The organism is Pseudomonas trivialis (genome assembly GCF_001439805.1).
Taxonomy (GTDB): domain Bacteria; phylum Pseudomonadota; class Gammaproteobacteria; order Pseudomonadales; family Pseudomonadaceae; genus Aquipseudomonas; species Aquipseudomonas trivialis.
Window position 1 is genome coordinate 150,609 of record NZ_JYLK01000009.1, and the last position, 12,318, is coordinate 162,926.

Consider the following 12,318-nt stretch of genomic DNA (forward strand, 5'->3'; position numbering starts at 1 on the left):
TAAGTTAGGCCGGTGAATATCATGCGAAGCGCGCGCCAGCAGCGGAGCTTGCTTCAGAGGGTAGTTAATTGAACGATATGGCAAAGAATCTGATCCTGTGGTTGATCATCGCGGCTGTCCTGGTGACGGTGATGAACAACTTCTCCAGCCCTAACGAGCCGCAGACCCTCAACTATTCCGACTTCATCCAGCAGGTCAAGGATGGCAAGGTCGAGCGCGTAGCGGTTGATGGCTATGTGATTACCGGTAAGCGTAGCGATGGCGACAGCTTCAAGACCATCCGTCCGGCAATCCAGGACAACGGTCTGATTGGCGATCTGGTGGATAACCACGTGGTCGTTGAGGGCAAGCAGCCTGAGCAGCAGAGTATCTGGACCCAGCTCCTGGTCGCGAGCTTCCCGATCCTTGTGATCATTGCCGTGTTCATGTTCTTCATGCGCCAGATGCAAGGTGGCGCGGGGGGCAAGGGCGGGCCGATGAGTTTCGGCAAGAGCAAGGCGCGCCTGCTCTCTGAAGATCAGGTGAAGACCACATTGGCGGACGTCGCGGGTTGCGACGAGGCAAAGGAAGAAGTAGGCGAGCTGGTTGAATTCCTGCGCGATCCTGGCAAGTTCCAGCGCCTGGGCGGCCGTATTCCTCGCGGCGTGCTGATGGTCGGTCCTCCGGGTACCGGTAAGACCTTGCTGGCCAAGGCGATTGCCGGTGAAGCCAAGGTGCCGTTCTTCACGATTTCCGGTTCCGACTTCGTCGAGATGTTTGTCGGCGTCGGCGCCAGCCGTGTTCGTGACATGTTCGAGCAGGCCAAGAAACACGCGCCATGCATCATCTTCATCGATGAAATCGACGCCGTGGGTCGCCATCGTGGTGCTGGCATGGGCGGCGGTCATGATGAGCGCGAGCAGACCCTCAACCAGTTGCTGGTTGAGATGGACGGTTTTGAGATGAATGACGGTATCATCGTGATTGCCGCGACCAACCGTCCGGACGTGCTGGACCCCGCGTTGCTGCGTCCAGGCCGTTTCGACCGTCAGGTTGTGGTTGGTTTGCCGGATATCCGTGGTCGTGAACAGATCCTGAAAGTACACATGCGCAAAGTACCAATGGGCGACGATGTGGCCCCGGGCGTGATTGCCCGTGGTACCCCTGGCTTCTCCGGTGCCGACCTGGCCAATCTGGTCAACGAGGCTTCGCTGTTTGCGGCCCGCACCGGCAAGCGCATTGTGGAAATGAAAGAGTTCGAGCTGGCCAAGGACAAGATCATGATGGGCGCCGAGCGCAAATCCATGGTCATGTCCGAGAAAGAGAAGCAGAACACTGCTTACCACGAGGCGGGTCACGCCATCGTCGGTCGTGTTGTGCCTGAGCATGACCCGGTCTACAAGGTTTCGATCATTCCTCGCGGCCGTGCCCTGGGTGTGACCATGTTCCTGCCGGAAGAGGATCGTTACAGCCTTTCCAAGCGTGCGTTGATCAGCCAGATCTGCTCGCTGTATGGCGGTCGAATCGCTGAGGAGATGACCCTGGGCTTCGATGGGGTTACCACCGGTGCCTCCAACGACATCATGCGCGCCAGCCAGATTGCGCGGAACATGGTGACCAAGTGGGGGTTGTCGGAAAAACTGGGTCCATTGATGTATGCCGAGGAAGAAGGCGAAGTGTTCCTGGGGCGTGGCGGTGGCGGTCAAAGTGCAAGCTTCTCCGGTGAAACAGCCAAGCTGATCGACTCCGAAGTACGCAGTATCATTGACCAGTGCTACGGCACGGCCAAGCAGATCCTGACTGATAATCGCGACAAGCTGGACGCCATGGCTGACGCGCTGATGAAGTACGAGACCATCGATGCTGATCAGATAGACGACATCATGGCCGGTCGTACTCCGCGTGAGCCGCGCGACTGGGAAGGTGGTTCGGGCACTTCGGGCACTCCGCCCGTGGTTCAGAGCGAACGTCCTGAAGCCCCGATTGGCGGTCCTGCAGCTGACCACTAAGGTTTGAAATGACTTCTGTGTTGTCCTCCACCCGGTTGCCTTGCGGCAATCGGGTTCTTGATTTGGCCCATACACACGTTATGGGCATTCTTAATGTAACCCCTGATTCTTTCTCGGATGGTGGCCGCTTTAGCCAGTCGGATGCCGCTTTGCGTCATGCCGAGGCTATGGTATCGGCCGGCGCGACCTTGATTGATGTGGGGGGTGAGTCGACCCGGCCGGGCGCTCGAGTGGTCTCTCCTCTGGAGGAGCTTGAGCGTGTAGCGCCGATTGTCGAGCGCATCGCCCGCGAGCTGGACGTGATCATTTCAGTCGATACTTCCACGCCCGCTGTAATGCGCGAAACCGCGCGGCTGGGCGCCGGCCTGATCAATGATGTGCGTGCGCTCAGGCGTGATGGCGCCCTGGATGCTGCTGCAGCGACCGGTCTGCCGGTCTGTCTGATGCATATGCTGGGCGAGCCCGGCAATATGCAGGACAATCCCCATTACGACGACTTGGTGGGTGAAGTCAGTGGTTTTCTCGCTGAGCGCGTGGCGCAGTGTGCCTCAGCAGGTATTGCGTCTGAGAAGATTATTCTTGATCCGGGTTTTGGCTTTGCCAAAACGCTGCAACACAATTTAAGCCTGTTCAAGCATATGGAAGCTCTGCATGCCCTTGGCCGACCGTTGCTGGTCGGGGTTTCCCGCAAAAGCATGATAGGGCTGGCCTTGAATCGCCCGGTAGGTGAGCGGTTGTATGGCGGCCTTGCATTGGCCGCGCTCGCTGTAGCCAAAGGTGCGCGCATTCTGCGTGTGCATGATGTTGCCGAGACTGTTGATGTGGTGCGCATGATTGCCGCTGTAGAATCAGCCGAATAAGAATGACGGAGCACTTATGACTAAAAAATACTTTGGCACCGACGGTATCCGTGGTCGGGTCGGCGAATTTCCGATTACCCCTGATTTCATGCTCAAGCTGGGTTGGGCGGCAGGCATGGCGTTCCGCAGCATGGGCGCGTGCCGCATTCTGGTAGGCAAGGACACGCGCATTTCGGGTTACATGTTCGAGTCAGCCCTGGAGGCCGGCTTATCGGCCGCGGGTGCCGACGTGATGTTGCTGGGCCCAATGCCTACGCCTGCGATTGCTTACCTGACGCGTACCTTTCACGCTGAAGCCGGTATCGTGATCAGTGCGTCGCACAACCCGCATGATGACAACGGCATCAAGTTCTTCTCGGGGCAGGGCACCAAGTTGCCGGACGAGATCGAGTTGATGATCGAAGAGTTGCTGGACGCGCCGATGACGGTGGTCGAGTCCAGCAAGTTGGGCAAAGTTTCGCGGATCAACGACGCCTCCGGTCGCTATATCGAATTCTGCAAAAGCAGTGTGCCAACCAGCACCAGTTTTGCCGGGTTGAAGATTGTGGTCGATTGCGCCCATGGCGCCACCTACAAAGTCGCGCCAAGCGTATTCAAGGAGCTGGGGGCCGACGTGTCCGTGCTGTCGGCCCAGCCCAACGGCTTGAACATCAACGACAACTGCGGTTCCACCCATATGGAGCAACTGCAGGCGGCTGTGCTCGCCGAGCATGCCGACCTGGGTATTGCCTTTGACGGTGACGGTGATCGCGTGTTGATGGTGGATCACACAGGCGCCGTGGTAGACGGCGATGACCTGCTGTTCATCATCGCACGTGACTTGCATGAGCGTAACAAGCTGCAAGGTGGTGTAGTCGGCACATTGATGAGCAACCTCGGGCTTGAGCTCGCGCTGGCTGACCTGGGTATTCCGTTCATCCGTGCCAATGTCGGTGACCGTTATGTCATTGCCGAGCTGATCGAACGAAACTGGTTGGTGGGCGGCGAGAACTCAGGGCACGTCGTGTGTTTCCAGCACACCACCACCGGTGATGCAATTATTGCCGCGCTGCAGGTGCTGCTGGCCCTGCGTCGGCGCAAGGAAAGCCTGGCTCAGGCGCGTCAGGCGCTGCGCAAGTGCCCGCAAGTATTGCTCAATGTGCGTTTCGCCGGTGGAGAAAATCCAATCGAACATCCGGCTGTCAAAGAGGCCTGCGAGCGCGTGACACTGGCAATGGAAGGGCGCGGGCGCGTGTTGCTGCGCAAGTCCGGTACGGAGCCTCTGGTGCGTGTCATGGTCGAAGGTGAGGATGAAACTCAGGTTCGCGGCCACGCCGAAGACCTGGCAAAACTGGTAACTGAAGTTTGCGCCTGAATTCGGCTTGCCAGTGATGGTGTGGTTGGGTAACATCTGCGCCCACTTTGACCGACGGGGTACAGCATGCGTCGCACGATGGTAGCTGGTAACTGGAAGATGCACGGTACCCGCGCCAGTGTCGCTGAGCTGATCGACGGCCTCCGTGAGTTGGCCCTGCCTGGCGGTGTCGATGTCGCGGTTTTCCCGCCTTTGTTGCACGTCAGCCAAGTGGTTGATGGCTTGAAAGGCACGTCGATTCAGGTGGGCGCGCAGAACGCTGCGGTGCAGTCCGGACAAGGTGCGCTGACAGGTGAAGTAGCGCCGAGTCAGTTGATTGATGCGGGTTGCGCCTATGTGCTGGTCGGGCACTCAGAGCGTCGTCAGTTGATGGGCGAAAGCGATCAGATGCTCAATCGCAAGTTCGCAGCGGCGCAGGCCAGTGGCTTGATTCCGGTGTTTTGCGTAGGGGAGACCCTCGAGCAGCGTGAGTTGGGCAAGACGATTGAAGTTGTCTCGCGTCAGCTGGATAGCATCATTGGCGAGCTGGGTGTTGATGCGTTCGCAAGCGCGGTCATTGCCTACGAGCCGGTCTGGGCCATTGGCACCGGGCTGACTGCTACACCGCAACAGGCGCAGGATGTGCACGCAGCCATTCGTGCGCAGCTGGCGGAAAAGAATTCTGAAGTCGCACAAGGTGTGCGTCTTCTATACGGCGGCAGCGTGAAGGCGGCCAATGCGGTCGAACTGTTCGGCATGCCGGATATCGATGGGGGGCTCATTGGTGGAGCGTCCCTGAATGCAGATGAGTTCGGTGCGATCTGTCGCGCCGCGGGAAACTGAAAAAATGCTGGAAACAGTCGTAGTCGTTTTTCATCTGTTGGCTGCTCTGGGCGTAGTTGCCCTGGTTTTGCTGCAACAGGGCAAAGGTGCGGATGCTGGTGCGTCTTTCGGTGCAGGTGCTTCAAATACTGTGTTCGGAAGCCAAGGTTCCTCTACCTTTCTTAGTAAGTTTACTGCTATACTCGCCGCCGGTTTCTTCATAACCAGCTTGGGGTTAGGTTACTTTGCTAAAGAGAAAGCTCATGTGCTGACTCAGGCAGGTTTGCCAAACCCGGCAGTGTTGGAAGTACCAAAAGCGAAACCGGCTTCTGATGATGTCCCGGTGCTTCAAGAGCAAAAGTCGGCTACTCCAGCGACTGACGTGCCTCCAGCTCAAGAGCAGAAGTAAGAAGGGTTGTAAACGCTGTATTGCCGAGGTGGTGGAATTGGTAGACACGCAACCTTGAGGTGGTTGTGCCCATAGGGTGTAGGGGTTCGAGTCCCCTTCTCGGTACCAATTATCAGGAGAGCCCGCTGTTGCGGGCTTTTTTGTAGGTGGAAGGTTACATTGACCCTGTAAGGGATCGGTCGTATACTTCCGCCCCAGCTTTGTCGCGGGGTGGAGCAGTCTGGTAGCTCGTCGGGCTCATAACCCGAAGGTCGTCGGTTCAAATCCGGCCCCCGCAACCAGTTTTAGCGGAGCCCCTTTTAAGGGGCTTTTTGTTAGCTGGACACTTTCAACGCCGCTGTTCGACGGCGTTTCAAGGATGGGCGTTTCGCCCATTTTTTTATTTTGCACAGCATGCACATACATGCACGAGGGGGTTCAGGTGTCGAGCAAGCTAGAAGAGTTGCAGGCCTTGCTGGCCCCGGTGGTCGTGGCCCTGGGCTATGAATGCTGGGGTATTGAGTTCTCGGCTCAAGGTCGCCACTCAATGTTGCGCGTTTATATCGATAAAGAGGGCGGCGTGCTGGTGGACGATTGTGCCATTGTCAGTCGTCAGATCAGCGGTGTGCTGGATGTTGAAGATCCGATTTCCGTTGAATACACCCTCGAAGTTTCCTCGCCAGGCATGGAACGCCCACTGTTCACTATTGATCAGTTTGCAAAATTTGCCGGTGAACAAGTGAAGATCAAGCTGCGTTCCCCGTTCGAAGGGCGACGCAACTTTCAGGGCCTTCTGCGCGGTGTGGAAGAACAGGATGTCGTGGTGCAGGTAGAAGACCATGAGTTCCTGTTGCCGATCGATATGATCGACAAGGCCAACATTATTCCCAGTTTTGACTGAGACGCGGATCCCGCGGATCCAATGGCTTGCGAAAGGCGAGGCGTACGATGAGCAAAGAAGTACTGCTGGTTGTTGAGTCGGTATCCAATGAAAAGGGTGTACCGGCAAACGTGATTTTTGAAGCGCTGGAGCTGGCCCTGGCCACTGCTACCAAAAAGCGTTTTGAAGACGAAGTTGATCTGCGTGTGGAAATCAACCGCCACACCGGTGCCTATGAGACGTTCCGTCGCTGGACAGTTGTTGAAGAGGCCGATCTTGATGATCCGGCCATCGAAACCTGGCCGAGCAAGGTTGCCGAAACGCATCCTGGCTCCAACGTAGGCGATGTCGTCGAAGAAAAGATCGAATCGATCGAGTTCGGCCGTATCGCTGCACAGACCGCTAAACAGGTCATCGTGCAGAAGGTTCGCGAAGCCGAGCGCGCTCAAGTCGTTGACGCCTATCGCGAGCGCCTGGGTGAAATCATCTCCGGCACCGTCAAAAAAGTTACCCGCGACAACGTGATCGTTGACCTGGGCAACAACGCCGAAGCGTTGCTGGCCCGTGAAGACATCATTTCGCGCGAAACCTTCCGTGTGGGTGTGCGCTTGCGTGCACTGCTCAAGGAAATTCGCACCGAGAACCGCGGCCCTCAGCTGATCCTGTCGCGTACCGCGCCGGAGATGCTGATTGAGCTGTTCCGTATCGAAGTGCCCGAAATCGCCGAAGGTCTGATCGAAGTCATGGCAGCGTCCCGCGATCCGGGTTCGCGCGCCAAGATCGCGGTCCGTTCCAAGGACAAACGTATCGACCCGCAGGGCGCTTGCATCGGTATGCGTGGTTCGCGCGTACAGGCAGTGTCGGGTGAGTTGGGCGGTGAGCGTGTTGATATCGTGCTGTGGGACGATAACCCGGCCCAGTTCGTCATCAACGCAATGTCGCCGGCTGAAGTGGCGGCAATTATCGTTGACGAGGATGCCCATGCAATGGACATCGCCGTTGGCGCAGACAATCTGGCTCAGGCCATTGGTCGTGGTGGACAGAACGTGCGTCTGGCCAGCCAACTGACCGGTTGGACCCTGAACGTGATGACCGAATCGGACATCCAGGCTAAGCAGCAAGCTGAAACCGGTGACATCCTGCGAAACTTTATCGAAGAGTTGGAAGTCGATGAAGACCTGGCGCAGGTGCTGGTGGATGAAGGCTTCACCAGCCTGGAAGAGATTGCCTACGTACCGTTGGAAGAAATGCTCAACATCGACGGCTTTGACGAAGACACCGTCAACGAGCTTCGCGCTCGGGCCAAGGATCGTTTGTTGACTAAAGCCATCGCTACTGAGGAAAAGCTGGCAGACGCCCATCCGGCCGAAGACCTGCTCTCGCTTGAGGGTATGGACAAGGATTTGGCGATGGAACTGGCGGTGCGCGGCGTAATTACCCGCGAAGACCTGGCCGAGCAGTCTATTGACGATCTGCTCGACATCGACGGCATTGACGAAGATCGTGCCGGCAAGTTGATCATGGCCGCCCGAGCCCATTGGTTCGAGTAATTAGGCGCGGCCTGAGGAGAGAAGTGCATGACGCAAGTCACGGTGAAACAACTGGCCGATGAGGTCAAAACACCGGTAGAGCGCCTGTTGCAGCAGATGCGTGAGGCAGGTCTGCCGCACACCGCCGCCGACGAAGGTGTGAGCGATAGTGAGAAGCAGTCTTTGCTGACTCACTTGAAGAGCAGCCACAAGGCGAAAGTGGAAGAACCGCGCAAGATTACATTGCAGCGCAAAACCACCAGCACCCTGCGTGTTGCGGGTAGCAAGAGCATCAGCGTTGAAGTACGCAAGAAGAAAGTCTTCGTACAGCGCAGCCCGGAAGAAATCGAAGCCGAGCGCAAACGCGATCTGGAAGAACGTCGCGCGGTAGAAAATGCTGCACGTCAGAAGGCTGAAGAAGAAGCCAAGCGTCGCGCCGAAGAAGAAGCGCGTCGCCAGCCTGCTGCTGCGCAACCTGCTGCCACTGACGCGGTTGCTGCGCCTGTTGAAGCTGTGCGTGAGGCCGCTCCGGTTGCCGCCGCGCCTGCTCCGGCAGCCGACGCTCGCAAGCGCGACGAACCTCGTCGTCCGGACAAACCACGTGCCGACGACAACAATCGTCGCAGCGGTGGTGGCGATGGCGAGCGCAAAAACGCTCCACATCGTGCCTCGGTCAAAGAGAAAGCGCCTGCGCCACGCGTTGCCCCACGTACTACCGACGAAGAAAGCGATGGCTTCCGTCGTGGTGGTCGCGGCAAGGCCAAGCTGAAGAAACGCAATGCCCACGGTTTCCAGAGCCCAACCGGCCCTGTCGTGCGTGATGTGCAGATCGGCGAGACCATCACTGTTGGCGACCTCGCCAATCAGATGTCGGTCAAGGCGGCTGAAATCATCAAGTTCATGTTCAAACTGGGTACCCCAGCCACTATCAACCAGGTGCTTGATCAGGAAACTGCTCAGCTCGTGGCTGAAGAGTTGGGCCACAAAGTGACCCTGGTCAGCGACACCGCCCTGGAAGATTCCCTGGCCGAGTCCCTGAAGTTTGAAGGTGAGACGTTCTCCCGTGCGCCCGTCGTGACCGTAATGGGTCACGTTGACCACGGCAAGACTTCCCTGCTCGACTATATCCGTCGTGCCAAGGTTGCTGCTGGCGAAGCCGGCGGTATCACCCAGCACATCGGTGCGTACCACGTTGAAACCGAACGCGGCATGGTCACCTTCCTCGACACCCCGGGTCACGCCGCGTTTACCGCAATGCGTGCCCGTGGTGCCAAGGCGACCGACATCGTGATTCTGGTCGTTGCAGCGGACGACGGCGTGATGCCGCAGACCATTGAAGCGGTCCAGCACGCCAAGGCTGCCGGTGTTCCACTGGTGGTTGCGGTGAACAAAATCGACAAGCCGGGCGCCGATCTTGATCGCATCCGCAGCGAATTGTCGGTTCACGGTGTGACTTCAGAAGAGTGGGGCGGTGATACGCCATTCGTCTCGGTCTCGGCGAAAGTCGGTACCGGTGTGGACGAACTGCTCGAAGCTGTTCTGCTGCAAGCTGAAGTTCTGGAACTGAAAGCAACCCCGTCGGCCCCGGGTCGTGGTGTTGTGGTTGAATCGCGTCTCGACAAAGGTCGTGGCCCGGTTGCAACCGTTCTGGTTCAGGACGGCACCCTGCGTCAAGGCGACATGGTATTGGTCGGTTCGAACTATGGCCGTGTACGTGCCATGCTCGACGAGAACGGCAAGCCTATCAAGGAAGCTGGTCCTTCCATTCCAGTCGAGATCCTCGGCCTGGACGGTACCCCGGACGCTGGCGACGAGATGAGCGTGCTGTCCGACGAGAAGAAAGCCCGTGAAGTGGCTCTGTTCCGTCAAGGCAAGTTCCGCGAAGTCAAACTGGCCCGTGCCCACGCCGGCAAGCTGGAAAACATCTTCGAGAACATGGGTCAGGCAGAGAAGAAGACGCTTAACATCGTCCTCAAGTCTGACGTTCGTGGTTCCCTCGAAGCGTTGAACGGCGCCTTGAATGGCCTGGGTAACGACGAAGTGCAAGTGCGCGTTGTCGGTGGCGGTGTCGGTGGTATCACCGAGTCCGACGCCAACCTGGCACTGGCTTCCAACGCTGTACTGTTCGGCTTCAACGTGCGTGCCGATGCTGGCGCTCGCAAGATCGTCGAGCAGGAAGGCCTGGACATGCGTTACTACAACGTCATCTACGACATCATCGAAGACGTCAAGAAAGCCCTTACCGGCATGCTTGGCAGCGACGTTCGGGAGAACATCCTGGGTATCGCCGAGGTGCGTGACGTGTTCCGCTCGCCGAAATTCGGCGCGATCGCCGGCTGCATGGTGGTTGAAGGTACCGTGTACCGTAACCGTCCAATCCGTGTACTGCGTGATGACATCGTTATCTTCGAAGGCGAGCTGGAATCCCTGCGCCGCTTCAAGGACGACGCTGCCGACGTACGTGCCGGCATGGAATGCGGTATCGGCGTCAAGAGCTACAACGACGTCAAGGTTGGCGACAAGATCGAAGTCTTCGAGAAGGTTCAGGTTGCTCGCAGCCTCTGACTCGCGCACTTCAGGAGCCACGCGGCGTGTGGGCATGCAAATGCCCCGCGCAGCGTCCGGACTCTAAACGCAACGCCCGGTCTGGCTTTTGTCAGGCCGGGCGTTTGCCGCTTTCAGACCCCACGGGTTTCACCGTGTGGCAGTAACAGGTAACAAGTCATGGCAAAAGAATACAGCCGTACCCAGCGTATCGGCGATCAGATGCAACGCGAGCTGGCTCAATTGATCCGTCGCGAAGTCAAAGACCCGCGTGTCGGCCTGGTCACCATCACTGCCGTTGAAGTCAGTCGTGACGTGGGTCACGCCAAGATCTTCATCACCGTGATGGGGCAGGACAACAGTGAAGAAATCGCGCAGAGCATCAAGGTGCTCAACTCTGCGGCAGGCTTCCTGCGCATGCAGTTGGCCCGCGAAATGAAGCTGCGCAGTGTGCCTCAGTTGCACTTCCACTACGACGAAAGCGTCGTGCGTGGTGCGCACCTTTCGGCACTGATCGAGCGCGCCGTGGCGGAAGACAGCCAGCACCCGTCCACACCTGAAGACGCCAAGGAGTAAGCGGTGGCTCAGGTCAAACGTATCCGTCGCAACGTCAGCGGCATCATTCTGCTCGACAAGCCCATTGGCTTTACCTCCAATGCCGCTTTGCAGAAGGTTCGCTGGTTGCTCAATGCCGAAAAGGCCGGGCATACCGGCAGCCTCGATCCCCTGGCCACCGGCGTGTTGCCGTTGTGCTTTGGCGAGGCCACCAAGTTCTCGCAATACCTGCTCGATTCGGATAAGGGTTACGAAACCCTGATGCAGCTGGGCAAGACCACCACCACGGCCGATGCCGAGGGCGATGTTCTGCAGGTGCGTGATGTGACCGTTGGTCGTGCTGATATCGAGGCAGCTTTACCCGCTTTTCGCGGGCAAATCAGCCAGATACCGCCGATGTACTCGGCCCTCAAGCGTGATGGCCAGCCTCTTTACAAGTTGGCACGCGCGGGCGAAGTAGTGGAGCGCGAACCGCGTTCTGTTACTATTGCGCGCTTGGAATTGCTCGCCTGTGAAGGCGACACCGCACGCCTGGCCGTGGACTGCAGCAAAGGCACCTATATCCGTACCCTGGTGGAAGATATTGGTGAACAGCTCGGTTGCGGTGCATACGTGGCAGAACTGCGACGCACCCAGGCCGGCCCGTTCAGTCTGGCTCAGACGGTCACGCTGGAAGAGCTGGAAGCGGTTCACGCCGAAGGCGGCAACGAAGCGGTTGATCGCTTCCTGATGCCATCGGACAGCGGTTTGCTCGATTGGCCATTGCTGCACTTCTCGGAGCACAGCGCGTTCTACTGGCTCAACGGCCAGCCGGTACGTGCCCCGGATGCTCCGAAGTTCGGCATGGTGCGGGTACAGGATCACAACGGTCGTTTCATCGGAATCGGTGAAGTGAGCGAAGACGGGCGCATAGCGCCGCGTCGACTGATTCGGTCAGAATGACCGAACGAGTGTGGCTGTTAACAGGCATGGTCAACACTCATTTTTAGATACAGGGATTTGTCCCTGGCCTGTTGAGACTGCCCTTTGGGTGGTCTCCTGAAAAAAGGATTGCCTCATGGCTCTCGACGTTCAAGAAAAAGCACAAATCGTAGCTGACTATCAGCAAGCTGTTGGTGACACTGGTTCGCCAGAAGTGCAAGTTGCACTGCTGACCCACAACATCAACAAGCTGCAGGGTCACTTCAAGGCCAACGGTAAAGATCACCACTCCCGTCGTGGTCTGATCCGCATGGTAAACCAGCGCCGTAAGCTGCTGGACTACCTGAAAGGCAAGGATCTGGGTCGTTATCAGGCTCTGATCGGTCGCCTGGGTCTGCGTCGCTAACAAGCGATTGCGCTAGAGGTTGGTTGTCTGCCGTGTGTCAGTGGGATTCCCGCTGGCCCATGGCAGGCTCCCAGCCTCAAGTTTTATCTGGA

11 protein-coding genes and 2 tRNA genes are annotated in these 12,318 nt (G+C 58.0%); all 13 read left to right on the forward strand.

The features are described 5' to 3' along the window. Positions 1-77: 77 nt before the first annotated feature. The 13 genes from ftsH (at position 78) to rpsO (ending at position 12,226) form a co-directional block, all read left to right on the forward strand. The gene (gene ftsH / locus TU79_RS15190; protein WP_057008734.1) at positions 78-1,988 is read left to right on the forward strand and encodes an ATP-dependent zinc metalloprotease FtsH; all 1,911 of its coding nucleotides are present in this window, start codon (positions 78-80) and stop codon (positions 1,986-1,988) included. Between the two features lie 8 nt (positions 1,989-1,996). Next, positions 1,997-2,848 carry a dihydropteroate synthase gene (gene folP, locus TU79_RS15195; protein WP_057008735.1) on the forward strand — a complete coding sequence of 284 codons (852 nt, stop codon included), beginning with the start codon at positions 1,997-1,999 and terminating at the stop codon, positions 2,846-2,848. A gap of 16 nt (positions 2,849-2,864) precedes the next feature. Further along, a complete protein-coding gene (gene glmM / locus TU79_RS15200; protein WP_057008736.1) occupies positions 2,865-4,202 on the forward strand; it encodes a phosphoglucosamine mutase in 1,338 nt (445 codons plus the stop codon). Positions 4,203-4,268: 66 nt separating this feature from the next. Further along, the gene (gene tpiA / locus TU79_RS15205; RefSeq protein WP_057008737.1) at positions 4,269-5,024 is read left to right on the forward strand and encodes a triose-phosphate isomerase; all 756 of its coding nucleotides are present in this window, start codon (positions 4,269-4,271) and stop codon (positions 5,022-5,024) included. A 4-nt stretch (positions 5,025-5,028) separates the two neighbouring features. Continuing rightward, a complete protein-coding gene (gene secG, locus TU79_RS15210; RefSeq protein ID WP_003235031.1) occupies positions 5,029-5,412 on the forward strand; it encodes a preprotein translocase subunit SecG in 384 nt (127 codons plus the stop codon). A 22-nt stretch (positions 5,413-5,434) separates the two neighbouring features. Beyond that, a tRNA-Leu gene (locus TU79_RS15215) sits at positions 5,435-5,520 on the forward strand. Between the two features lie 96 nt (positions 5,521-5,616). Further along, a tRNA-Met gene (locus TU79_RS15220) sits at positions 5,617-5,693 on the forward strand. 140 nt (positions 5,694-5,833) lie between these two features. Further along, on the forward strand, positions 5,834-6,292 hold the full coding sequence (gene rimP, locus TU79_RS15225; RefSeq protein ID WP_003235029.1) for a ribosome maturation factor RimP: 459 nt from the start codon (positions 5,834-5,836) through the stop codon (positions 6,290-6,292). Between the two features lie 47 nt (positions 6,293-6,339). After that, on the forward strand, positions 6,340-7,821 hold the full coding sequence (gene nusA, locus TU79_RS15230; RefSeq protein WP_003235027.1) for a transcription termination factor NusA: 1,482 nt from the start codon (positions 6,340-6,342) through the stop codon (positions 7,819-7,821). 27 nt (positions 7,822-7,848) lie between these two features. Next, positions 7,849-10,365, forward strand: a complete 2,517-nt coding sequence (gene infB / locus TU79_RS15235; protein WP_003235024.1) for a translation initiation factor IF-2 — start codon at positions 7,849-7,851, stop codon at positions 10,363-10,365. Between the two features lie 159 nt (positions 10,366-10,524). After that, complete coding sequence (gene rbfA / locus TU79_RS15240; protein WP_003176137.1) at positions 10,525-10,920, forward strand: 30S ribosome-binding factor RbfA; 396 nt, start codon at positions 10,525-10,527, stop codon at positions 10,918-10,920. Positions 10,921-10,923: 3 nt separating this feature from the next. Beyond that, positions 10,924-11,841, forward strand: coding sequence for a tRNA pseudouridine(55) synthase TruB (truB, locus tag TU79_RS15245; RefSeq protein ID WP_027605370.1), 918 nt, complete (start codon positions 10,924-10,926; stop codon positions 11,839-11,841). Positions 11,842-11,956: 115 nt separating this feature from the next. Then, complete coding sequence (gene rpsO, locus TU79_RS15250) at positions 11,957-12,226, forward strand: 30S ribosomal protein S15 (RefSeq protein ID WP_003176135.1); 270 nt, start codon at positions 11,957-11,959, stop codon at positions 12,224-12,226. Positions 12,227-12,318: the final 92 nt, after the last annotated feature.

Bases quoted from the DNA above. Each gene is read 5' to 3' on its own strand.
- ftsH (WP_057008734.1), top strand. From the start codon at position 78: ATGGCAAAGAATCTGATCCTGTGGTTGATCATCGCGGCTGTCCTGGTG.
- folP (WP_057008735.1), top strand. From the start codon at position 1,997: ATGACTTCTGTGTTGTCCTCCACCCGGTTGCCTTGCGGCAATCGGGTT.
- glmM (WP_057008736.1), top strand. From the start codon at position 2,865: ATGACTAAAAAATACTTTGGCACCGACGGTATCCGTGGTCGGGTCGGC.
- tpiA (WP_057008737.1), top strand. From the start codon at position 4,269: ATGCGTCGCACGATGGTAGCTGGTAACTGGAAGATGCACGGTACCCGC.
- secG (WP_003235031.1), top strand. From the start codon at position 5,029: ATGCTGGAAACAGTCGTAGTCGTTTTTCATCTGTTGGCTGCTCTGGGC.
- nusA (WP_003235027.1), top strand. From the start codon at position 6,340: ATGAGCAAAGAAGTACTGCTGGTTGTTGAGTCGGTATCCAATGAAAAG.
- infB (WP_003235024.1), top strand. From the start codon at position 7,849: ATGACGCAAGTCACGGTGAAACAACTGGCCGATGAGGTCAAAACACCG.
- rbfA (WP_003176137.1), top strand. From the start codon at position 10,525: ATGGCAAAAGAATACAGCCGTACCCAGCGTATCGGCGATCAGATGCAA.
- rpsO (WP_003176135.1), top strand. From the start codon at position 11,957: ATGGCTCTCGACGTTCAAGAAAAAGCACAAATCGTAGCTGACTATCAG.